Annotated in this window: 21 protein-coding genes; 4 read left to right on the top strand and 17 right to left on the bottom strand. The window is 70.6% G+C overall.

Annotation, left to right across the window (positions count from 1 at the left end; translation table 11 throughout):
• Positions 1-57: 57 nt before the first annotated feature.
• The 5 genes from IEZ05_RS21800 to IEZ05_RS21780 form a co-directional block, all read right to left on the bottom strand.
• Complete coding sequence (locus tag IEZ05_RS21800; RefSeq protein WP_189231877.1) at positions 58-2,352, bottom strand: hypothetical protein; 2,295 nt, start codon at positions 2,350-2,352, stop codon at positions 58-60.
• A gap of 745 nt (positions 2,353-3,097) precedes the next feature.
• Positions 3,098-3,490, bottom strand: a complete 393-nt coding sequence (locus tag IEZ05_RS21795) for a type II toxin-antitoxin system death-on-curing family toxin (protein WP_189231876.1) — start codon at positions 3,488-3,490, stop codon at positions 3,098-3,100.
• Positions 3,487-3,681, bottom strand: coding sequence for a ribbon-helix-helix protein, CopG family (locus tag IEZ05_RS21790; protein ID WP_189231875.1), 195 nt, complete (start codon positions 3,679-3,681; stop codon positions 3,487-3,489). Before IEZ05_RS21790 ends, IEZ05_RS21795 begins: the two co-directional genes overlap by 4 nt.
• Positions 3,682-3,896: 215 nt before the next feature.
• Positions 3,897-5,249, bottom strand: coding sequence for a class I SAM-dependent RNA methyltransferase (locus IEZ05_RS21785; protein ID WP_189231874.1), 1,353 nt, complete (start codon positions 5,247-5,249; stop codon positions 3,897-3,899).
• A gap of 60 nt (positions 5,250-5,309) precedes the next feature.
• Entirely contained in the window at positions 5,310-7,373 is a 2,064-nt protein-coding gene (locus IEZ05_RS21780; RefSeq protein WP_189231873.1) for an APC family permease, read from the bottom strand.
• Positions 7,374-7,890: 517 nt separating this feature from the next.
• Here IEZ05_RS21780 and IEZ05_RS21775 point away from each other — a divergent pair.
• Positions 7,891-8,562 carry a potassium channel family protein gene (locus tag IEZ05_RS21775; RefSeq protein WP_189231872.1) on the top strand — a complete coding sequence of 224 codons (672 nt, stop codon included), beginning with the start codon at positions 7,891-7,893 and terminating at the stop codon, positions 8,560-8,562.
• Positions 8,562-9,239 (top strand): potassium channel family protein, encoded by a 678-nt coding sequence (locus tag IEZ05_RS21770; protein ID WP_189231871.1) that lies wholly within the window; start codon positions 8,562-8,564, stop codon positions 9,237-9,239. Before IEZ05_RS21775 ends, IEZ05_RS21770 begins: the two co-directional genes overlap by 1 nt.
• A gap of 67 nt (positions 9,240-9,306) precedes the next feature.
• Here the strand turns inward: IEZ05_RS21770 and IEZ05_RS21765 are convergent, their stop codons facing one another.
• From IEZ05_RS21765 to IEZ05_RS21730, 8 genes are all read right to left on the bottom strand, one after another.
• Positions 9,307-10,140, bottom strand: coding sequence for a DUF3159 domain-containing protein (locus tag IEZ05_RS21765; RefSeq protein ID WP_189231870.1), 834 nt, complete (start codon positions 10,138-10,140; stop codon positions 9,307-9,309).
• Between the two features lie 3 nt (positions 10,141-10,143).
• Positions 10,144-10,542 carry an OB-fold nucleic acid binding domain-containing protein gene (locus IEZ05_RS21760; protein WP_189231869.1) on the bottom strand — a complete coding sequence of 133 codons (399 nt, stop codon included), beginning with the start codon at positions 10,540-10,542 and terminating at the stop codon, positions 10,144-10,146.
• Positions 10,543-10,627: 85 nt separating this feature from the next.
• Positions 10,628-11,344: a response regulator gene (locus IEZ05_RS21755; protein ID WP_189231868.1), complete on the bottom strand. Its 717-nt coding sequence runs from the start codon at positions 11,342-11,344 to the stop codon at positions 10,628-10,630.
• On the bottom strand, positions 11,344-13,884 hold the full coding sequence (locus tag IEZ05_RS21750; protein ID WP_189231867.1) for a sensor histidine kinase: 2,541 nt from the start codon (positions 13,882-13,884) through the stop codon (positions 11,344-11,346). Before IEZ05_RS21750 ends, IEZ05_RS21755 begins: the two co-directional genes overlap by 1 nt.
• A 122-nt stretch (positions 13,885-14,006) precedes the next feature.
• Positions 14,007-14,699, bottom strand: a complete 693-nt coding sequence (locus IEZ05_RS21745; RefSeq protein ID WP_189231866.1) for an ABC transporter ATP-binding protein — start codon at positions 14,697-14,699, stop codon at positions 14,007-14,009.
• Between the two features lie 154 nt (positions 14,700-14,853).
• On the bottom strand, positions 14,854-15,606 hold the full coding sequence (locus tag IEZ05_RS21740) for a DUF3710 domain-containing protein (protein ID WP_189231865.1): 753 nt from the start codon (positions 15,604-15,606) through the stop codon (positions 14,854-14,856).
• Position 15,607: 1 nt separating this feature from the next.
• The gene (gene dut / locus IEZ05_RS21735) at positions 15,608-16,159 is read right to left on the bottom strand and encodes a dUTP diphosphatase (RefSeq protein WP_189231864.1); all 552 of its coding nucleotides are present in this window, start codon (positions 16,157-16,159) and stop codon (positions 15,608-15,610) included.
• Positions 16,156-16,740, bottom strand: coding sequence for a PaaI family thioesterase (locus IEZ05_RS21730; protein ID WP_189231863.1), 585 nt, complete (start codon positions 16,738-16,740; stop codon positions 16,156-16,158). Before IEZ05_RS21730 ends, dut begins: the two co-directional genes overlap by 4 nt.
• 57 nt (positions 16,741-16,797) lie before the next feature.
• Between IEZ05_RS21730 and IEZ05_RS21725 the strand changes: the two genes are divergently transcribed.
• Positions 16,798-17,259, top strand: a complete 462-nt coding sequence (locus tag IEZ05_RS21725; protein ID WP_189231862.1) for a DUF3093 domain-containing protein — start codon at positions 16,798-16,800, stop codon at positions 17,257-17,259.
• 13 nt (positions 17,260-17,272) lie between these two features.
• On the opposite strand, the gene IEZ05_RS21720 is transcribed toward IEZ05_RS21725, so the two are convergent.
• The 4 genes from IEZ05_RS21720 to IEZ05_RS21705 all read right to left on the bottom strand — a co-directional run bounded on the left by IEZ05_RS21720 (position 17,273) and on the right by IEZ05_RS21705 (position 20,829).
• Positions 17,273-18,205 (bottom strand): hypothetical protein, encoded by a 933-nt coding sequence (locus IEZ05_RS21720; protein WP_189231861.1) that lies wholly within the window; start codon positions 18,203-18,205, stop codon positions 17,273-17,275.
• A gap of 13 nt (positions 18,206-18,218) precedes the next feature.
• Positions 18,219-18,515, bottom strand: coding sequence for a DUF4193 domain-containing protein (locus tag IEZ05_RS21715; protein ID WP_003993510.1), 297 nt, complete (start codon positions 18,513-18,515; stop codon positions 18,219-18,221).
• Positions 18,516-18,921: 406 nt separating this feature from the next.
• Positions 18,922-20,169 carry a sensor histidine kinase gene (locus tag IEZ05_RS21710; RefSeq protein ID WP_189231860.1) on the bottom strand — a complete coding sequence of 416 codons (1,248 nt, stop codon included), beginning with the start codon at positions 20,167-20,169 and terminating at the stop codon, positions 18,922-18,924.
• A gap of 6 nt (positions 20,170-20,175) precedes the next feature.
• Positions 20,176-20,829, bottom strand: coding sequence for a response regulator transcription factor (locus IEZ05_RS21705; RefSeq protein ID WP_003993508.1), 654 nt, complete (start codon positions 20,827-20,829; stop codon positions 20,176-20,178).
• Between the two features lie 468 nt (positions 20,830-21,297).
• Here IEZ05_RS21705 and IEZ05_RS21700 point away from each other — a divergent pair, with 468 nt between their 5' ends.
• A complete protein-coding gene (locus IEZ05_RS21700) occupies positions 21,298-21,471 on the top strand; it encodes a hypothetical protein (RefSeq protein ID WP_189231859.1) in 174 nt (57 codons plus the stop codon).
• Positions 21,472-21,519 lie beyond the last annotated feature (48 nt).

Raw genomic sequence — 21,519 nt, 5'->3', positions numbered from 1 at the left:
TGGGTGACGGGAGGAAAAGAGAGGGCCCGAGCCGTGGACGCACGACCCCGTGAAAGGTCAGCGGCCGCGCGTGTGCTCGGTCACGAACGTGTAGCCGTACGGCAGTTCCCAACCGTCCGCTTTGCCGAGCCTGCGGCAGTGCTCCCGGAAGGCCGCGCGCTGAACGTCGCTGGGCAGGCACCCCGGTCGCAGGCGTCGCAGATGACCTGCGACGAACTGAGCGCCGCGCAGTCCCTCAGCGCCCGGTTCGCCACCGCCCCACGGACGTATCACCCGCGGCCTGGCGGGACGGTAGCCAACAAGGAGAATGGTCCGCTGTCCGTCACGCGGCGGGAAGTGCGGCTGCCCCCAGGCGTCCCGGCTGCCCAGGGCCGGCTCCAGAAGACGTTCCGCGAGCAGTTCCGCGACGGCCGAGTCCAGATCGGCGGCCTGCGACCGGGCCGGTCGGCGCCCATAGACCGCGCTCGGCAGGACCGACCGGTCCATCAGGGCGTGACCGTCTAGGGTGAGCAGACCGCAACGGCGCACGGTGCGCATCACCAGTTGCCGGGGACCCAGCCCGACCGCGCTGTCACCGTGGCGGCTGCTGCCCGGCACGTCCTCCCTGGTGAGCACGCGAGGGTCGTAACAGTGCCCCGTCTCACGGTCACCGGCCTGCGCCCGTTCCTTCAACCGCGTCGTGACCAGCCGAATCACCGTGTTGCCACGGAGCCGGCGCAGCTCCAGCATCAGGCCGGGGAAGAAGTCACCGGGCCAGACGATTCCCGTCAACCGACCCGATTCGTCCCCGAGTTCGGCCGCGACGTACTGCACCGCCTCCTTCTCGTCCAACGTCTCACCAGCATGGTCGAGTTCGAGACGAAGCGTGGGGTGCGCGCCGCGGGGCTGGCAAAGGTCCTGCGCGACGAACGGGTGCAGGGGAAACCAGCCGCCGACGAGATGGGCCAGCCGCAGGGGCGCCCTCCAGACGATCTCCTGCGCGTCGCTCCGCAGGAGTTCGCCGGTGCCGAGGGCGTCGTGGTCGGCGAGGGGCGCATCTACCGGTTCCAGCTCCACTTCCGTTTCCGGCTCCGCCGGTGCGGGCAGTGTGGAGTTCCAGCCGCGCCCGGCCGGGACCAGGGGGTCTCCGGGTGCCTCTGCGTCACCGGGATGGTGGGACCGCCACACCCCTCCCCCCTCGAAGGCGTCGTCGAGGGTGACCCGGGAGCCGTTGCCGAACAGGCCCTGGTCGCTGTCCCCTTGGACCACGTCGGCAAGCGCCACGTTCGCCCGGCACACCGCAGCGGCGTACCCCACTTCCCTGAGCCGTTCCTCCGCCCCGGGAAAACCGCGGAGCCGTGGTCCGACCGCTGTGTACACAGTGACCGGAGCGACGAGGCCGTGTCGCCGCCTCGCCGGGGTGGCCGCGCGCTCGACCGCGGCCACGAGAGACTTGAGGTCGTCGCCGCCCAGCGGTCCGGTGTCCCGCCAGCAGTCCGCGAGGGAGGTACGGGTCAGGGCGTAGTGGCCCCAGGTGCGCAACACTGCACTGGAGTTGAGGACACCCCGCACCGTGTCGAGGAGACCGAGCAGTCCCGCCCGCAGATCGTCGTCGTGCGTGCCGCCCACCAGGGAGGCAAGGGAAACAGGGACGAAGGGGCTAAGAAGCTGTTCCCGAGCCGTCGTCAGGAGATGGTCCGCGTAGGCCGTCAGATCGTCGCGCCGGGCTGCTTGCAAGGACGGATAGCACACGTCGACGACGACATGCCCGTCCTCGTTGATCCATCGCCCGCGCGTGCGCAAGCGATGAAGCTGGGCCGGTGACAGACTCAGTGCCGGACCGAAGGCGTGGAGGTCCGGCACCAGCAGCTCCCTGCGCCTTGGTGCGGCGTCTGTACCCGGCCTACCCGAGCCCTCGGCGCCCGCGGGCGCTCCCGACACCCAAGCCGGTACGTCACCGAGCGCGTCCACCTCCGGGTGCGCGCCCTCTCTGTAGACGATTTCCGCGTAAAGCGGGTCCGACCCGGTAGCGACACACACCATGGCCCCGACCGGGAGCACCGGAGCGCACTCACCGAAGGTGATGACGGGAAAATCATCGAGGCACAACGGGCTTCCGCCGTAGCCGTCGCCGCCGAGCTCGTACCCGAAGTAGACGGCGTTGAAGGCGACCGTGGTGTGCACCGGCGCCGGACGGGCCGCGACAACGGCTTCGAGATAGCTCCGCAGTCGACTGCGTTCCTGGCCGGGGACGGCGTCGTAGCCCCCCGTCATGGCAGACGTCAGGAGAGCCTGGTCACCGTACGGATCCGGCACCCCCGAGCGCTTACGTTCTCCGACCCCTTTTGCTGACACATACGGGTCCCCACCCATGACACCTCCGCCGCATTACAGGTCGCCCGAGCCCACCTGCGGTGATTCCCGCAGAGTATGCCCATCCTTGGGTTTCCTGTGGCACTTTCATCACTTTGCGATGGCCCACGATGATCGAATCCGCCTACCGCGTTCATGAATTCTGTAGAACTGGAGCGTTAACGCCACGAACCCGGCCCTGCCGGAGAGGTCCACTAGCGCCGCCACCTGCCGCAGCAGTAAAGCTCCTACCACCAGGGGCGAGCCAGCCAGCCACGCAATAGGCCAATCCCGTAGCGGCCTGACGAGAAAGATCCACCACCCCGTGGACAGCAACGGCCACCCGCTGGCAGTCGTAGTCACCCATGGTCGGGTCCACGATGCGCAACAGACACAGCCCGGTGCGTGGGCTGCTCGTACCGCCGCACTCCACCACCCCTGTCGACACCGGACCGCCGGTCACCTTCCTGATGTGGCCCCCCATTACCGCGATTCGTGCAATTCGACGCACGGACCGCATACCGACCTCATGCATGAGCTGATGCCCTATCAAAGCGAACGTCCCATGAGTGTTGGGGCCGCCCTGCGCGGACCCTGTGAAGACCGGGGCAACACTCGCCCGTCTTCCCTTCCGGGATTGGAACGCAGGGTCGAGCACGCCCGGCTACGCCCGAACAACCCACGAAAACCGCAGGTCAGATCCCTTTTGCAGTAAGCTCCAGAATCGCCTCGTACTCCACATGAGGCGCCCTTGCCTCGTCGAACGTCAGGAAACGGGGAACCAGGTCGCGAGGCGCTTGGCGATCGCCGGTACATCGACGTTGTCCTGCGCGACTTCCTCGACGAACGGGCCGGCAACGGAAACGGGCGGCGGGGCGGTACTGGCACTGACGCCGTTGAACCGCAGGAAGACGCGCATGGCCAGCCAGGCGGTGCGCTTGTTGCCGTCGATCAGCGCATGGTTGCGGGCGACGGAGTGCAGCAGTGCCGCAGCCTTCTCGTGCAGCGTGGGATACAGCTCGGCCCCGAACACGTTCGTCCGGGGCCGCTCGATCGCCGACACCAGGAGACCCATGTCACGCACGCTGTGCTCGGTACCGTTGACCGTGCGGGCGATGGCCAGGATTTCGTCGATCTGGGTGTAGCGGACTGCGGTCACTTCAGGTAGTCCAGGATCTCCGCATCACTGTCCATAAGCTCGACCAGGACGTCCTCGACCTTCAGCTCGGCCCGGTTCTGGGCGTCACGGATGGCCTCGATGGCGAGCTCCTGCTTACTGCGACCCTCCCGACGAGCCCGCTCGGTGAGCTTCGCGTCAAGGTCGTCGGGGAGTCGGAGTGTCATCGCCATACGGCCATGATACCGGGCCGGTATCAACGGTGCTTTCAGCTCCGCGCGCACGGAACCAAGCAGTCACTCGCACCGCTGACGTGAAGGTGACGTGAAGGCGCGGTAGAGACGCCATTATGAGCGTCGTCCGAGCGTCAGGAATCCCCGAAGAGACATCTGAGACGTCATCCTGATGCAGCGCGTTCCTCAACCCACCAGAGCAACAGAACGGCAGGTCAGGCACCCTTGCCCGCAGGTTCGAGGATCGCCACGCACTCCACATGATGCGTCATAGGGAACAGGTCGAACACCCGCAGTGTCCGCACCCGGTACCCCCCGTCCCGGAAGTACCCCAGGTCCCGGGCCAGCGCAGCGGGATCGCAGGCCACGTACGCGATCCTCCGCGCGCCCAGCGACGACAGGTGCTGCACCGTCTTGCGTCCCGCACCCGCGCGCGGCGGGTCCAGGACGATCAGGTCGACCTCGCTGATTCCCGTGCGCGGCAGGACCGCCTCGACCTTGCCCTGCTCGATGCGGACGCGGTCGAAGCCGGCGAGGTTGTGCCGCGCGTCCTCCACGGCGCGCTTGCCCGACTCGATGCCGAGGACCGCGCCCTCGTCGCCGAGGCGGTCGGCGAGGGCGCCCGCGAAGAGGCCGACCCCGCAGTACAGGTCGAGGGCCATCTCGCCCTTGCGGGGCAGCAGGCCCTGCATGACCGCCGTGACCAGCGTGTCGGCGGCCTTCGGGTGCACCTGCCAGAAACCGCCGCTGCCGACCCGGTAGGTGCGGCCGTCGGCGCGCTCGCGGACGAAGGCGCGGCCGTGGACGCGGTGGACGCCGCCGTCCTTCTCCCCGACCCGCATGACGGAGACGGGCTTGTCCAGTTCGACGAGCGGGAGGCGGGCGCCGGGACGCGGCTCCAGGATGACCATGCGGTCCTGCGATCCCGTCGCGGCGATCGCGTCCACCGAGGCCATGCCCGTCCAGTCACGCTGCTCGATGCCCAGTTCGCTGACGCCCTCGGCGGCGATCATGCAGTGGTCGATCGGCTGCACCTCGTGCGAGCGGTGCTTGCGCAGGCCCGCACGGCCCTCGTCGTCCACGGCGTACTGCACGCGCGTGCGCCAGGACGGGACCTGCCCGGCGGGCACCTTGTCGCCCTCGGCCGGCATCACCGTGCCGTCCCAGCCCGCCTCCTCGGGGGTGAGGCCCGCGAGGCGCGCCAGCTGCTCGGCGACGACCTCGCCCTTGAGCCGGCGCTGGGCACCCGGCTTGGCGTGCTGCCAGTCGCAGCCGCCGCAGCGGCCGGGACCGGCGAAGGGGCAGGGTGCCTCGACGCGGTCCTTGGAGGCGTCCAGGATGTCGACGGCGTCCGCGCGCAGGAAGCGTGCGCCCTCCGCGCCCTCGGTCACCCGGGCCACGACCCGCTCACCGGGCAGCGCGTGCCGCACGAACAGCACCTGCCCCTCGGAGGTGCGGGCGATGCAGTGGCCCCCGTGGGCGACGGGGCCGATCTCGACCTCGTACTCCTCCCCCACCAGCGAGACCGCCGGGGACTCCGCCTGCGACTTCTTCGGTTCTGCCTGCATGGCGGGGTGACTCCAGAGAACGGGACGACGGACGACGTCAGAGGACAACAGCCGTCCAGTCTACGTGGACTGCGAGGACTCCTTCGACCGGTCGTGCTGCGCCGGACCCCGCCGGACCGCGCCGGGCGCGTTCCAGTCCTGCCGCTTGCGGGCCCGCCGCTTGGCCGCCTCGGAGGACTCCAGCTGGTACGGGACGGAGGTGACCATGACCCCGGGGGTGAACAGGAGCCGGCCCTTGAGGCGCAGTGCGCTCTGGTTGTGCAGCAGGTGCTCGTACCAGTGGCCGACCACGTACTCGGGGATGATCACGGAGACCGCGTCGCGCGGCGACTCCTTGCGCAGGCTCTTGACGTACTCGATGACCGGCCGGGTGATCTCTCGGTAGGGCGAGTCCAGCACCTTCAGCGGTACGTCGATGCCGCGCCGCTCCCACTCGTCGCGCAGCGCCTTCGTCTCCGCCGGGTCGACGTTGACGCTGAGCGCCTCCAGGGAGTCCGAGCGCAGCAGCTTGGCGTAGGCGAGGGCGCGCAGGGTGGGGCGGTGGATCTTGGAGATCAGGACGACGGAGTGGACCCGGGAGGGCCGCACCAGGTCGTCGCTCGGGGGCTCCGTGGGGTCCTCGGGGGCCGCGATCTCCTCGGCGACGCGGTCGTAGTGCTTGCGGATCGCCGTCATCGTCGCGAAGAAGATGCACATGCCGAGCAGGGCGACCCAGGCGCCGTGCGTGAACTTGGTGGCGAGGACGACGACCAGCACCAGTCCGGTGAAGAAGGCACCGAAGGCGTTGATGGCCCGCGAGCGGATCATGTGACGCCGCTTGGCCTGTTCCTTCTCCGTGGCCAGGTGGCGGTTCCAGTGCCGGACCATGCCGATCTGGCTGAGCGTGAAGGAGACGAACACGCCGACGATGTAGAGCTGGATCAGGCGGGTGGAGTCGGCGCCGTAGATGACGACGAGGAGCACGGCCGCGCCGGCCAGGAGCAGGATGCCGTTGGAGAAGGCGAGCCGGTCGCCGCGGGTGTGCAGCTGACGCGGCAGATAGCGGTCCTGGGCGAGGATCGAGCCGAGCAGCGGGAAGCCGTTGTACGCGGTGTTCGCGGCGAGGAAGAGGACCAGCGCGGTGGCCGCGGCCAGGACGATGAACAGGAAGCTGCCCTCGCCGAACACGGCCTCGGCGACCTGGGAGATCACCGGGTGCTGGACGTAGTCCGCGCCGAGCGGGATGCCGTTGTGAAAGAGGTCGGTGGCCGGGTTCTCCGACATCCGGACCTTGGTGGTGGCGGCCAGCGCGATGATGCCGCAGAACATGGTGACGGCGAGCAGGCCCATCATCGCGAGCGTCGTGCCGGCGTTCTTCGACTTGGGCTTGCGGAAGGCGGGGACGCCGTTGGAGATGGCCTCGACACCGGTCAGCGCGGCACAGCCGGAGGAGAAGGCCCGCAGCAGCAGGAAGACCAGCGCGAAGCCCGCCAGGCCCTGGTGCTCCGGTTTGATCTCGTAGTCCGCGGTGGGCGCGCGCATGCTGTCCCCGAGCACCAGCCCCCGGAACGCGCCCCACGCGATCATGATGAAGACGCCCCCGACGAAGACGTACGTCGGGATCGCGAACAGCTTGCCCGACTCCTTCACGCCGCGCAGGTTCATCAGCGTCAGCAGCACGATCACCGCGACCGCGCAGAAGACCTTGTGCTCGACGACGAACGGGATCGCGGAGCCGAGGTTCTCGATGCCGGAGGAGATGGACACGGCGACGGTCAGGACGTAGTCGACCAGCAGCGCGCTCGCCACCGTGAGGCCGGCCTTCGGCCCGAGGTTGGTGGTCGCGACCTCGTAGTCGCCGCCGCCGCTCGGGTAGGCGTGCACGTTCTGCCGGTAGGAGGCGACCACGGTGAACATCAGCACGACGACCGCGACGGCGATCCAGGGGCTGAAGTGGTACGCCGACACGCCCGCGATGGACAGGACCAGCAGCACCTCGCCGGGGGCATAGGCCACGGAGGACAGCGGGTCGGAGGCGAAGACGGGAAGGGCGATGCGCTTCGGCAGGAGCGTTTCCCCCAGCCGGTCGCTGCGCAGTGCGCGCCCGATCAGAATCCGCTTGGGCACGTCGGTCAGTTTGGACACAACAGAGGATCGTAAGCGTTCGAACGGGCGCCCGCCCACCCGCCACCCCCGATCCGTCCGCCGTCTGCTCTACGGGTGAATTCGGGGGGTGCCGCGGCTGCGGATTCCGCAGGGTGCGGGGCCGTCATGCCTATATGACAAACACCGCGTGATTCCTGGCCGTTGTCCTCCCTGGAGGTTCCATGCATCTGAGCGCAGAGCTCGTCGGCGGCGCCGTCACGCTCGTCGGCCTCGGAATCCTGACTCTTGCCAGCATCCGCAGCATCGGCCGCCGGGGGTCGTCCGCCGAGGGATGAACGGCTCGTGCGGACCCCACCGGCTTGCCGATACGTTGGGCAGGGGGCGGGGGGACCGCGGCTCCACGGGCCCCTGGGGGCGTCACCACGGTGGTCACCGGCATGATGTTCCCCTGCGGCCCGCAGACTGGCCGCTCCATGTCGCCAGGCGAGCCGAAAGAGAGACATGAGCACGACATCCACTAAGGTGGCAGTGCCCGTAGGAAGCGCGGTGTGACGCGATGCATATTGTCATCATGGGCTGCGGGCGTGTGGGTTCCGCTCTCGCCCAGACCCTGGAGCAGCAGGGGCACACGGTCGCCGTGATCGACCAGGACCCCACCAGCTTCCGCCGTCTGGGCTCCTCGTTCGGCGGCCGCAGGGTCACCGGTGTCGGCTTCGACCAGGACACCCTGCGCGAGGCGGGCATCGAGGAGGCCGGCGCCTTCGCCGCCGTCTCCAGCGGTGACAACTCGAACATCATCGCCGCCCGCGTGGCCCGCGAGATGTTCGGCGTGGAGAACGTCGCCGCCCGCATCTACGACCCCCGCCGCGCCGAGGTCTACCAGCGCCTCGGCATCCCCACGGTCGCCACCGTCCGCTGGACGGCCGACCAGATGCTGCGCCGGCTGCTCCCCTCGGGCGCCGAGCCGCTGTGGCGCGACCCCACCGGTGGCGTCCAGCTCGCCGAGGTGCACACCTCGGCCTCCTGGGTCGGTCACAAGATCAGCCGGCTCCAGGAGGAGACCGGCGTGCGGGTGGCCTTCGTCACCCGGCTCGGGGAGGCGATCCTGCCCTCCTCGCAGACCGTGCTGCAGGAGGGCGACCTGGTGCACGTGATGATGCGCACCGACGAGGTCGACAAGGTCGAGGCGGCGTTCGCCAAGGGTCCCGAAGAGGAGGGCGGTCACTGATGAGGGTCGCCATTGCCGGAGCCGGCGCGGTCGGCCGTTCGATCGCGGGCGAGCTGCTGGAGAACGGCCACGAGATCCTGCTCATCGATAAGGCGCCGACCGCCATCTCGGTCGAGCGCGTTCCGATGGCGGAGTGGCTGCTCGCCGACGCGTGCGAGATCACGTCCCTGGACGAGGCGGCGCTCCAGCGCTGCAACGTCGTCATCGCCGCGACGGGCGATGACAAGGTCAACCTGGTCGTGTCCCTGCTGGCCAAGACGGAGTACGGCGTTCCGCGTGTCGTCGCCCGGGTGAACAACCCGAAGAACGAGTGGCTCTTCAACGAGTCCTGGGGCGTGGACGTCGCCGTTTCCACCCCGCGCCTGATGTCCGCCCTGGTCGAGGAGGCGGTGAGCGTCGGCGACCTGGTCCGGCTGCTGCGCTTCAGCCACGGCGACGCCAACCTCGTGGAGCTGACGCTGCCGGAGGAGTCGGCCCTGGCCGGCACCCAGGTCGGCGACGTCGAGTGGCCCCAGGACACGTCCCTGGTGACGATCATCCGGGGCACCCGGGTGCTGACGCCGTCCCAGGAGGACTCCCTGGAAGCGGGTGACGAGCTGCTGTTCGTCGCGGCGCAGGCCCGCGAGGAGCAGCTGGAGGACCTGCTGTCGGCGCGGCGGAGCGACGCCGGGACCTGACGGCCGCCACGCGATACGGCGGTGGGGGCGCCCGGATTTCTCCGGGCGCCCCCACCGCCGTATGCCGTCACGCCTTGCGGTGCCTGCCGCCGTGCGAGTCGGCGGCGCCGCTCTCGCCGTCCGCGGGATGCGGCAGGGAGCCGGAGTCGGCGGTCTCGCCGACGAGCTCGGCCGTGTGCTCCCGGCCCGGCGCCTCGCGCCCCGCCTTCTCCTTCTCGGCCTTCTCCGCCGCCTCCATCTCCGCGAAGACGTCGATGGGGGCCGGCGCCTTCGCCAGGAAGACCCAGGTCAGCCAGACGGCGAGCAGGAAGGGCGGGATCTTCAGGGTGACCAGGACCCAGCCGAGCTGCTCGGTGTCCGCCCACCAGTACAGGGGGAAGAGGACCGCGCACTTGGCGAGCAGGATCAGACCCCAGGCGTAGCTGGCCTTCGCGTACGCCTTCTTGCGGCCCGGGTTGCGGGTGCGCCAGGAGAGGTTCTCCTTGAAGACCGGGCCGAGGATCAGGCCGATCAGGGGCACTCCGGCCAGCGTCGTGATGATGTACGCCAGGGCCAGGCCGAGCGTGTAGAGCATGCCGGGCAGATAGAAGTTCTTGGCGTTGTCGGTCATCATCGCGAAGACCACGCCGAAGGCGACCCCGAAGACGCCGCTGAAGGCGTGCTTGACGGTGTCCTTCATCACCAGCCGGACCACGACCAGCACCAGCGACACGGCCAGCGCCGCGATCGCCGACAGGTGCAGGTCGTTGTTGATCGTGAAGATGGTGACGAAGAGAAGCCCCGGCAGCACCGTCTCGACCATGCCCCGCACGCCGCCGAACGCCTCGAACAGCGCGGCCTCCGTCACCGCCCGGGCGTCGTCCGCTTCCGTGTCTTCGGTCGGCTTGTCGAGCGACGTCACCGGCTACTCCCGTCCGAGGGGTCTCAGTTCGTATTTCGGGTTGAAGAGCACCCGGCGGCCCCGGCTCATGGAGACCCGGCCCGATGCGATGAGCTTGCGCCCCGGCTCTATGCCCACGATGGAGCGTCTGCCCAGCCACACCACGTCCAAGGCCGCGGAGCCGTCGAAGAGCTCGGCCTCCAGGGCGGGCACGCCCGCGCGCGGACGCAGGGTGACCGTGCGCAAGGTACCAGTAACCGTGACGATCTGCCGGTCCTGACAGTCACCGATGCGTGTACAGCCGGCGGTGTCGGCGTCCTCCCGGAGCTCCTCCGACTCCAGGTCCTCCTGCGAAGAGGAGAGCCGGTCGAACATGCGCCGGAACCGGCCCACCGGCTTGTCGGAACGAGGAGCAGCACTCATACCTGAAGCGTACCGGGGCAGGCCGACAGCCACGCACCCCCTCGGGCCCCGCCCTGGAACGGGCACCTCCGGTTCGGTCCCCCGTTCACCTCTCGAAGCGGTACCCCATGCCCGGCTCGGTGATGAAGTGCCGCGGATGCGCGGGGTCCGTCTCCAGCTTGCGGCGCAGCTGCGCCATGTAGACCCGCAGGTAGTTCGTCTCCGTCCCGTACGACGGCCCCCACACCTCCTGCAACAGCTGCTTCTGGGCGACCAGACGGCCGGTGTTGCGCACCAGCACTTCCAGCAGGTGCCACTCCGTGGGCGTCAGCCGTACGTCCCTGCCGTCCCGGTTCACCTTCTTCGCGGCCAGGTCGACGGTGAAGGCGTCGGTCTCCACGATCACGTCGTCCTCGCCGCCCGGAACGGGCTCGGCACGGCGGACGGCGGCACGCAGCCGGGCCAGCAGTTCGTCCATGCCGAACGGCTTGGTGACGTAGTCGTCGGCGCCGGCGTCCAGCGCCTCGACCTTCTCGTCGGAGGAGTGGCGGGCGGAGAGCACCAGGATCGGTACCCGGGTCCAGCCGCGCAGGCCCCTGATTACCTCGACGCCGTCCATGTCGGGCAGGCCCAGGTCCAGCACCACCACGTCGGGGTGGCGGGCGGCGGCCGTCCTCAGGGCGGTGGCCCCGTCGTGGGCGGCGTCGACCTCGTAGCGGCGCGCCTTGAGGTTGATCACGAGGGCACGCACGATCTGCGGCTCGTCGTCGATCACGAGCACCCTCGTGGGGGTCCGCGGGGTGCCACCCGTCGAACTCGGCATCAGGCAGCCTGACTTTCTGCTGTCGCGGTGGGAGTGTCGGTGCCCCGGGCTCCCGCCCGGAGGGTGAGGACCATGGTGAGGCCCCCGCCGGGGGTGTCCTCGGCGTTCAGGGTGCCGCCCATCGCCTCGGCGAAGCCGCGGGCCACGGCGAGGCCCAGGCCCACACCGGCTCCGCGCGGGGCGTCGCCGTGGCGCTGGAAGGGCTCGAAGATGCGCTCCTTGGCGTCGTCCGGCACCCCCGGCCCCCGGTCGACGACCCGTACCTCGACACGGTCGGCGAGGGCGCTGCCGGCCACCAGGACGGTCCGGCCGGCCGGGCTGTACTTGACGGCGTTCTCCACCAGGTTGGCCATCGCCCGCTCCAGGAGCCCCGCGTCGACCGCGACCATGGGCAGCGTCTCGGGGATGTCCAGCTCGACGCTCGCCTCGGGCACCCCGCCGAGCGCCATCGGCACCACCTCGTCGACGTCGATCTCGCGGATCAGCGGTGTGACCGTGCCGGTCTGGAGGCGGGACATGTCGAGCAGGTTGCCCACGAGGTGGTCGAGGCGGTCGGCGCCGTCCTCGATGCCCGCCAGCAGTTCGGCCTGATCCTCCTCGGACCACGCCACGTCGTCGGAGCGCAGGCTCGTGACCGCCGCCTTGATGGCGGCCAGCGGCGTCCGCAGGTCGTGGCTCACGGCGGCCAGCAGGGCCGTGCGGATGCGGTTGCCCTCGGCCAGCGCGCGGGCCCGGTCGGCCTCCTCGCGCAGCCGCCGCCGGTCCAGGACGACGGCGGCCTGGGCGGCGAAGGCGGCCAGCACCCGGCGGTCCTCGGCGGGCAGGACCCGGCCGGTCAGCGCGAGCGCCATGTGGTCCCCCACCGGCATGTCCACGTCCGCGTCCTCCGGGCGCTCCACCGGCGGGCCCGCCCCGGCGCGGCCGGCGCAGACCCAGGGCGCCACGTCGCTCTCCCGCTCCAGCAGGACCGCGGACTCCATGGCGAAGGTCTCCCGGACCCGTTCCAGCAGGGTCTCCAGGCTGGTCTCGCCGCGCAGCACGTCGCCCGCCAGGAAGGAGAGGATCTCCGACTCGGCGCGCAGCCGGGCGGCCTGGTGGGTGCGGCGGGCGGCGACGTCGACGACCGAGGCCACGGACAGCGCGACGCCCACGAATACGGCGAGCGCAAGCATGTTCCTGGGGTCAGCGATGGTGATCCGGTTGACCGGCGGTGTGAAGAACCAGTTCAGCAGCAGGGATCCGACCGCGGCCGACGCGAGCGCCGGGTACAGCCCGCCGAGCAGGGCCGCCGCGACGGTCAGCGCCAGGTAGAGCAGGACGTCGTTGGCGAGCCCGAGGTGCACCCAGTTCAGGAACAGGGTGAGCAGCACCGGTCCGCCGAGCCCCGCGAGCCAGCCCCACACGAGCCGCAGTCGCCCCAGGCGCGCGCCCCTGGCGACCGGGAGCCCGCGGCCCTTGGCGGCCTCCTCGTGGGTGACGATGTGGACGTCCAGGTCGGGGCCGGACTCGCGGGCCACCGTGGCGCCGACGCCGGGTCCGAGGACGTACTGCCAGGCCTTGCGGCGCGAGGAGCCGAGGACGATCTGGGTGGCGTTGACGCCGCGCGCGAAGTCCAGCAGGGCGGCCGGTATGTCGTCGCCGAGCACGTGGTGGAAGGTGCCGCCGAGATCCTCCACCAGCGTGCGCTGCACCGCCAGCTCCTTCGGGGAGGCCGAGGTCAGCCCGTCGCTGCGGGCTATGTACGCGGCGAGCACCTCACCGCCGGCGCCCTTCTCCGCCAGGCGCGCGGCCCGCCGTATCAGCGTCCGGCCCTCGGGACCGCCGGTCAGGCCGACCACGATGCGCTCGCGGGAGCCCCAGATCTTCGACACCCGGTGCTCACTGCGGTACTGCTGGAGGTACTCGTCGGCCCGGTCGGCCACCCACAGCAGCGCGAGTTCGCGCAGGGCGGTGAGGTTGCCGGGGCGGAAGTAGTTGGACAGGGCCGCGTCGACCTTGTCCGGCTGGTAGATGTTGCCGTGCGCCATGCGCCGGCGCAGTGCCTGCGGCGACATGTCCACCAGTTCGATCTGGTCCGCGCGCCGCACCGTCTCGTCCGGCACGGTCTCCTGCTGCCGTACGCCCGTGATCGACTCGACGACGTCGCCGAGCGACTCCAGGTGCTGGATGTTCACGGTGGAGATCACGTCGATCCCGGCGGCCAGCAGCTCCTCGACGTCCTGCCACCGCTTGGCGTTGCGCGTGCCGGGGACGTTGGTGTGGGCGAGCTCGTCCACCAGGGCCACCCGGGGGGCGCGGGCGAGGACCGCGTCCAGGTCCAGCTCCGTGAAGAGCGCGCCGCGGTGCTCCAGCTGTCTGCGCGGCACGTACTCCAGACCGTGCAGCAGCACCTCGGTGCGGGATCTGCCGTGGTGCTCCACGAAGGCCACCACGCAGTCGGTGCCCCGCTCCACGCGCCGGTGGGCCTCGGAGAGCATCGCGTACGTCTTGCCGACGCCCGGCGCCGCGCCGAGGTAGATCCGAAGCTTGCCGCGTCCCATGGCCTCATTGTCTTCCGGTCACTGCTGACTGCGCAGCGTCGACCTTACGGCCAACAATCGCGCCACATGGGGTCGGGAGCGGGATGCCGGTCGTCCTTGACGGAACTCTGACGCCCGCGGCGTCACTGCTCGACGATCTCCCCGTCCCGCAGCTCCAGCACCCGGTCGGCGAGGTCGAGCAGCGTGGCGTCGTGGGTGGCGACCAGCGCGGTCACCCGCTCGCTGCGCACCACGGCCCTCAGCAGCTCCATCACGGCGTGACCGGTCTCGGCGTCGAGCTGGCCGGTGGGCTCGTCGGCGATCAGCAGCGCGGGGTTGTTGGCGAGGGCACGGGCGATGGCGACCCGCTGCTGCTGGCCGCCGGACATCTCGCCGGGCCGCTGGGCGGCGTGGTCGGCGAGGCCGACCAGGGAGAGCAGCAGGCCGACGCGCTCGTCGCGCTCGCGCGGCGCGGTCCGGCGCAGCCGCATCGGCACGCCCACGTTCTCGGCCGCGGTGAGGATCGGGATGAGCCCGAAGGACTGGAAGACGAAGCCGACGCGGTCCCGGCGCAGCGCCAGCAGCCCGTCCTCGTCGAGTTCGGCGAGATCGCGGCCGTCGACGGCGACGCGCCCGGCGTCCGGTGTGTCGAGACCGCCGACGATGTTGAGCAGCGTGGTCTTGCCGGAGCCGGACCGCCCCTTGAGGGCGACCAGTTCGCCGCGCGGCACCTCGAAGGAGACGCCGCGCAGGGCGTGGACGGCGGCGGTGCCGTGGCCGTACGACTTGTGCACGTCCTCGACGCGCACCATGGTCTCGGTGACCACCTGGTTCATGTGTCCTCCCCCGCCGGGAACCGGGCGCCAGTATCGCCAGCGGACCCCCCGGCGTTCAACCGGTCCGGCGGCGCGGCCCCGGACATGGTGAAGGGCCGCGTCCCGTGCGGGTCGCGGCCCTCGTCGTGCGGGTACGGAAAACCGTACGGAGTCTTTACCGGACCTCGGTGATCTCCGGTCCGCGCTGGAGCTGGCCCATGCCGCCGGAGAAGCGGGAGCCCTCCTCCTGCTGGACGCCCTCGGGGACCATCTGGGCGTCGTTCGGCAGCTTGAGGACGATGGGGTCGCGGGGGGCCATCGGGCCGTCGCCGCGGACCACGACCGTGTCCCGGAAGATCTGCTCGAGCAGACCGGCGGCCTGCGGCTGCACGGCGCCCTGGCCGGAGATCACTCCGCGCAGGAACCAGCGGGGGCCGTCCACACCGACGAACCGCACGACCTGGAAGCCGCTCGTGCCGTCCGGCAGCTGCACCGGCACCTGGGCCCGCAGCTCCCAGCCCAGCGGACCCTCGACCTCGTCGACGATGCCACCCTGCTGGGTGATGCCGGAGCCGATCTCCTCGCGCACCTCGCCCCAGATGCCCTCGCGCTTGGGCGCGGCGAAGCCCTGGAGCTGGATGGCGCTGTCGCGCAGCACGACCGTCGCGGCGACGATCGCGTCGCCCGCGACCTCCACGCGCAGTTCCATGCCGTCGACGCCGGGTACGAACAGGCCGCCCAGGTCCACGCGGCCCTCGCCCGGGTCGCTCACCTCGGTGCTGTCCCAGGGCCCGTCGGGCCGCGGTTCGGGTTCGAGCCGCACGCGCTCGCGCCCTTCGTCCGCCTCGGTGTCGACGCTGTCGACGACCTGCTCGGCCTCGCCGGCCGCGCCCTCGGCGGCATCCCTCTTCTTGCGACGTCCGAACACGTCACTGTCCTTCCCGGTCGGATACGACCGAAGCGTATCGATTCCCACCCGTCGGGCCGCCTTCGGCGACCTGACCGCTTGTGCCGCTTGCACGGTCCGTGCCGGCGTGGCCGCCGGTGGACCCGAAGCCCCCCTCGGCCCGAGCCGAGCCGGGAAGTTCCGCGACCGGACGGAAGCGGACCCTCTCAACCTGCTGGACGACCAGTTGGGCGATCCGGTCGAAGCGCTCGAACCGCACACTCTCGCGCGGGTCGAGATTCACCACGATCACCTTGATCTCCCCACGGTACCCGGCATCAATCGTCCCCGGGGCATTCACGAGGGCGACACCGAAGCGGGCTGCCAGGCCTGAACGCGGGTGCACGAAGGCCGCGTACCCCTCGGGGAGCGCCACAGACACCCCGGTGGGCAGAACGGCCCTTTCCCCGGGCGCCAGTTCGCAGTCCACGGTGGTGCGCAGGTCGGCTCCCGCGTCGCCGGGCTGCGCGTATGCCGGAAGCGGCACGTCCGGGTCGACGAGGCGGATCTGGACGTCCAGGGGCTCGCGGCTCACGGGTTCACCTCGAAGGCGCGGGCCCGGCGGAGCTGGTCCGGGTCGTCCATGGCGGCGCGGATCTCCTGCTCGCGGCCGTGGTCGACGAAGTGGTCGATCTTGACCTCGATGAACACCGCGTCGGCGCGGACGGCGACGGGACCGTCGGGGCCGCCGATCCGGCCGGTGGCGGTGGAGTAGATCTTCCGGCCGGCCACCGCGGTCACCTCGGCCTCCAGGTGCAACGTCGTGTCCACGGGCACGGGCCGCAGGAAGTCGGTCTCCAGCCGGCCGGTCACCGCGATGGTCCGCAGCAGCCAGTTCAGCGAGCCGATGGCCTCGTCGAGGGCGGCGGTCAGCACACCGCCGTGGGCCAGACCGGGAGCGCCCTGGTGGGCGGGCTGCACGGTGAACTCGGCGGTGATCGTCACGCCTTCACCGGCCCGCGCCTGGAGGTGCAGTCCGTGCGGCTGGTCGCCGCCGCAGCCGAAGCACTGGCCGTAGTGCGCGCCGAGCAGTTCGCCGGGGGCGGGCGCGTCGGGGTGCCGTACGGGTTTCACGGCGTCGGCGGGGGGCTGAAGAGCCGGGGAAGTACCACTCACAGGCGCAGACCTTACCCGCGCGTCGGCCGATCACCGATACCGTGCCAAGCTTGCTTCATGCAGCTCTCCGCCCCCTCGTACGAAGAACGTCTCACCGCGCCCCGCTCCTGGTGGCTGATCTCCTTCCTGGTGGGCCTCTCGTTCGCCCTGATCCTGCTGCCCTTCGGCACGCTGCCGATGCTGGGCGGTCTGGCGGGCGGTACGGCGGCAGCGGCGGTCGTGGCGAGTTCGTACGGCGCCGTCCGCATCCGGATCGTGGGGGACTCGCTGATCGCGGGCGAGGCCAAGGTGCCGCTGGCGGCCCTGGGCGAGGCGGAGATCCTCGACGCGGAGGAGGCCCGCGCCTGGCGCACCCACAAGGCCGACACCCGCGCCTTCCTGCTGCTGCGCGCCTACATCCCGACGGCCGTGCGGATCGACGTCACGGACCCCGAGGACCCGACTCCGTACCTGTACCTGTCGACCCGGGAACCGGAGCGGCTGGTCGAGACGCTGCGGGCGGCGAAGGCGGCGGCCTAGGGCACGCCGGGGGTCAGTGCCGGTCTCTTCGGGGCCGGCGCCCGAGCTCGCTTCCGAGGGCGCCCATGTCGAGGGCGTCCTCGGGGCTCTCCAGGGCGGGAAGCGCCTCGAGGGCGTCCCACGGCACCTGCCTCCTGCGCAGGTCCGCGCGGATGCGGTCGGCCAGCTTTCTGGTGTCGCGCCGGTTCATGACGGCGCCCACGGCCGCGCCCACCATGAACGGCATCAGATTGGGCAGGTCGCGCACCAGGCGCTTCATGATCTGCTGGCGCAGCTGGCGCTTCATGTGGCTGTTCATCGCCGTGCCGAGGGTGGCCGGCTTGGTCATCTCGACGCCGCGCTCGTCGGACCAGGAGTTCAGGTACGCGGTGCTGCGCTGCGTCAGGGTGCCGGGCGGGCGTACGCCGTAGACCTCGTGGAGTTCGGCGATCAGCTTCAGCTCGATCGCCGCCACGCCGGTGACCTCGGCGGCCAGTTCGGTGGGCATCGCGGGCGGTACGGGGAGCATCGCCGCCGCGCCGATTCCCGCGCCGACGGTGGCGGTGCCCCGGGCGGCGCCGGCCACGAGCCGGTCGGCGAGTTCCTCGGGTCCGAGCCCGGGGAACTGCCTGCGCAGCGTCGCCAGGTCCCGCACGGGAACGCGCGGGGCCAGGTCGATGACCCGGTCGGCGAGGTGCGCCAGGGCGGCCCTGGCACGGTCGCCGCTCTTGCGGACGCCCTGTCCCGCCCTGTCCCGGAACGCCGCTGCCCGGCGCCGGGCAGCGGGCGCCGGTGCCTGGACGGTCGCCGGGAGGTCACCCCGGTCGCCTGCCGGTTCGAGCGAGGCCGTCCCCGTATCGGTCGGGCCCCGCTCGTCGTCACGCGCGTGCTGCGGGCCGTCGGACGGCCCTTGGTCCGCTCCTCGCTTGGAGAAGCGGCGCTTCCAGGGAGGGGTCGAGCCGGTCACGGCCGACCCCGCCTCAGTCGCAGTCGCGGCAGATCGGCTGGCCGTTCTTCTCCCGGGCCAGCTGGCTGCGGTGGTGCACCAGGAAGCAGCTCATGCAGGTGAACTCGTCCTGCTGCTTCGGCAGTACACGGACGGCCAGTTCCTCGTTGGAAAGGTCTGCGCCGGGAAGCTCGAGGCCCTCTGCGGCTTCGAACTCGTCGACGTCGACGGCCGAGGCGGACTTGTCGTTCCGCCGGGCCTTCAGCTCTTCAAGGCTGTCCGAGTCGACGTCGTCGTCGGTCTTGCGTGGAGTGTCGTAATCGGTGGCCATGGTCGCTCTCCCCCTCTGGGTGTCTGCGGGTGTCTCCAGCGCACGTAACGCGTGAGAGGCCGGACTTGTGCCCGACCCGAGGCGGAGATTTTGCCTCACATCAAGGTCTGTTACTCAATCGACACCCAACCGCACTCCTCAAGAGTGATCGGCTTGGATGGCGATGGGGACCGTACACGGTCCGAATGCCGCACTTCAAAGGCGTCTCACCGTGTACTTCCCGTGATCAGGACCCCTGAAAACCAGGATTTTCCCGGCCTTCCGACAGGGTGCATGATCACGGAGAGTAGAGGGCGGGAAAGCCGTCGCTGTGATCGATCACACACGCCGACCTCTGGACGATGACCTGGAAATTCCGCTCAAAGCGAACATCCCCGGGCCCCTGCGAGATGTCGGGGTCATGATCTCAGATCGGAAGCGTGACACGCATCACGAGCCCTCCGCCCTCGCGCGGCTGCGCGTAGATGTGGCCGCCGTGCGCCCTGGCCACCGACCGTGCGATGGACAGGCCGAGGCCGACCCCCTTGTCGCTGCCCGTGCGCTCGGTGCGCAGCCGCCGGAACGGCTCGAAGAGGTTGTCGATCTCGTACGCCGGCACGACCGGGCCCGTGTTGGTGACCACCAGGACCGCCTGGCCGTTCTCCACCGCCGTGGTGACCTCCACCCAGCCCTGTTCGGCCACGTTGTAGCGCACGGCGTTCTGCACCAGGTTCAGGGCGATCCGCTCCAGCAGCACGCCGTTGCCCTGGACCACCGCGGGCTCGCGCTCGCCCTTGATCCGTACGCCCTTGGCCTCCGCCTCGGCGTGCACCTGGTCGATGGCCTGCCCTGCTACCTCGGCGAGGTCCACGGGCTTGCGCTCGACGATCTGGTTGTCGCTGCGGGCGAGCAGCAGCAGGCCCTCGACGAGCTGCTCGCTGCGCTCGTTGGTGGCCAGCAGCGTCTTGCCGAGCTGCTGGAGCTCCACCGGGGCGTTCGGATCGGACAGGTGTACTTCCAGCAGGGTGCGGTTGATCGCGAGGGGGGTGCGCAGCTCGTGCGAGGCGTTGCCGACGAAACGCTGCTGGGCCGTGAAGGCGCGCTGCAGTCGCTCCAGCATGTCGTCGAAGGTGTCCGCCAGCTCCTTGAGCTCGTCGTCCGGACCGTCCAGCTCGATGCGCCGGGACAGGTCGGAACCGGCCACGGCGCGCGCGGTGCGGGTGATCCGGCCCAGCGGCGACAGGACCCGGCCGGCCATGGCGTAGCCGAAGGCGAAGGCGATCACGGCGAGACCGAGCAGGGCCAGCAGCGAGCGGCTGAGCAGGTTGTCCAGGGCGACCTGGCGCTGATGGTCGATGCACTCGCTGATCGCCGCGTTGAACGTGGACAGCGAGAGGTTGTTCGCGTTGTTCACGACCGGGCACTTGTCGCTGGCGACCTTGATGTCGGTGCCGCCGACGATCTTGAACAGCGGTTCGTTGCCCGTGTTCAGCGCCTGCGCCGCCAGCAGGTAGATGATCGACAGCAGCAGGATGCCCGCGATCAGGAACATGCCGCCGTAGAGCAGCGTGAGCCTTATCCGGATGGTGGGGCGCAGCCACGGCAGGGGGGTCGCCGGGCGGGGGTCCCAGGTGGGCTTCGGAGGCGCCCCGGGGGGCGCGGGTGTCGTCGCCACGGTCGATCAGATCCGGTAGCCGGAGCCGGGCACGGTGACGATGACGGGCGGCTCGCCCAGCTTGCGGCGCAGGGTCATCACGGTCACGCGCACGACGTTGGTGAACGGGTCGGTGTTCTCGTCCCACGCCTTCTCCAGCAGCTGCTCCGCGGAGACGACCGCGCCCTCGCTGCGCATGAGCACCTCCAGCACGGCGAACTCCTTGGGGGCGAGCTGGACCTCCTTGCCGTCGCGGAAGACCTCGCGGCGGTTGGGGTCGAGCTTGATCCCGGCGCGCTCCAGCACGGGCGGCAGCGGCACGCTGGTGCGCCGGCCCAGCGCGCGCACGCGCGCGATGAGCTCGCTGAAGGCGAAGGGCTTGGGCAGGTAGTCGTCGGCGCCGATCTCCAGGCCCTCGACCCGGTCGCTGACGTCGCCGGAGGCCGTGAGCATCAGCACGCGGGTGGGCATGCCGAGTTCGACGATCTTGCGGCAGACGTCGTCGCCGTGCACGAGGGGGAGGTCGCGGTCGAGGACGACCACGTCGTAGTCGTTGACGCCGATGCGCTCCAGGGCGGCCGCACCGTCGTACACGACGTCGACGGCCATGGCCTCCCGGCGCAGTCCGGTGGCCACCGCATCGGCGAGCAGCTGCTCGTCCTCGACGACGAGTACGCGCACGTCGCTTGTCCTTCCTGTGTCCACCCGCGTAGCGCCGCTCGGACGCACGCGGGCAGGGGGGCTCGTGGGTGTGTTGGCCTCCATCCTGCCCTTTTCGGTCATAAGTCGGCTGTAAGGCGGGGGAGGGACCGGTGAGGTCGGCCGGTGGCGGCCGACCGGACGCGGCCGGGCGGAAAACGGTCGTCCGGAAAGGATCGCCGGACCGGGAATGCGGGATTTTCTCGTGCGGTTGAGGTTTCCGCGGAAGGGAGCTGGGGGAGGACGGCTTTACACCCCGCGATCACGCTCTGCCTGTACCGCACGCCACGCGGTGCGACGCGGTCCGCTTCCGCAGAGCGGGCGTGGGTGTCCGGCACCGTCGCCGCCCAGCCGGGCAGCGCTGGGCACTCCACCGGAGACGTGATCGCCCCTTCCGAATCGGCACACCCCCGTGCCACCGACCCACGACCCAGGACGAGGGGGCGCAGCATGGACGCTTTCACCGCAGGACTTCTGCAGCGCATACAGACGACCGAGTCCGACCTGTCCCGGGCCCGCGACGAGGGCGACGAGTTCCTCGTCGAGGTCGAGCTGGGTGAGCTCGACGATCTGCGCCGCCTCGCCGCCGAGCACGGTGTGGAGGTCGGGGCGACCGGCGTCTGATCGGCCCGCGAGAGCGACGGGGCCCCGGCGGGATCCAGCGCCGGGGCC

This window comes from Streptomyces flaveolus (genome assembly GCF_014648815.1).
Lineage (GTDB): Bacteria > Actinomycetota > Actinomycetes > Streptomycetales > Streptomycetaceae > Streptomyces > Streptomyces flaveolus.
The sequence above is the reverse complement of the archived record's forward strand: the minus strand, read 5'-3'. Positions and strand labels throughout refer to the sequence as shown.

Excerpts from the sequence above, each read along its gene's own strand:
- IEZ05_RS21750 (WP_189231867.1), bottom strand. The coding sequence starts at position 13,884 with ATGGGACGCGGCAAGCTTCGGATCTACCTCGGCGCGGCGCCGGGCGTC.
- IEZ05_RS21725 (WP_189231862.1), top strand. The coding sequence starts at position 16,798 with ATGCAGCTCTCCGCCCCCTCGTACGAAGAACGTCTCACCGCGCCCCGC.
- IEZ05_RS21760 (WP_189231869.1), bottom strand. The coding sequence starts at position 10,542 with ATGAGTGCTGCTCCTCGTTCCGACAAGCCGGTGGGCCGGTTCCGGCGC.
- IEZ05_RS21775 (WP_189231872.1), top strand. The coding sequence starts at position 7,891 with ATGCATATTGTCATCATGGGCTGCGGGCGTGTGGGTTCCGCTCTCGCC.
- IEZ05_RS21770 (WP_189231871.1), top strand. The coding sequence starts at position 8,562 with ATGAGGGTCGCCATTGCCGGAGCCGGCGCGGTCGGCCGTTCGATCGCG.
- IEZ05_RS21790 (WP_189231875.1), bottom strand. The coding sequence starts at position 3,681 with ATGGCGATGACACTCCGACTCCCCGACGACCTTGACGCGAAGCTCACC.
- IEZ05_RS21785 (WP_189231874.1), bottom strand. The coding sequence starts at position 5,249 with ATGCAGGCAGAACCGAAGAAGTCGCAGGCGGAGTCCCCGGCGGTCTCG.
- IEZ05_RS21715 (WP_003993510.1), bottom strand. The coding sequence starts at position 18,515 with ATGGCCACCGATTACGACACTCCACGCAAGACCGACGACGACGTCGAC.
- IEZ05_RS21700 (WP_189231859.1), top strand. The coding sequence starts at position 21,298 with ATGGACGCTTTCACCGCAGGACTTCTGCAGCGCATACAGACGACCGAG.
- IEZ05_RS21800 (WP_189231877.1), bottom strand. The coding sequence starts at position 2,352 with ATGGGTGGGGACCCGTATGTGTCAGCAAAAGGGGTCGGAGAACGTAAG.
- IEZ05_RS21755 (WP_189231868.1), bottom strand. The coding sequence starts at position 11,344 with ATGCCGAGTTCGACGGGTGGCACCCCGCGGACCCCCACGAGGGTGCTC.
- IEZ05_RS21745 (WP_189231866.1), bottom strand. The coding sequence starts at position 14,699 with ATGAACCAGGTGGTCACCGAGACCATGGTGCGCGTCGAGGACGTGCAC.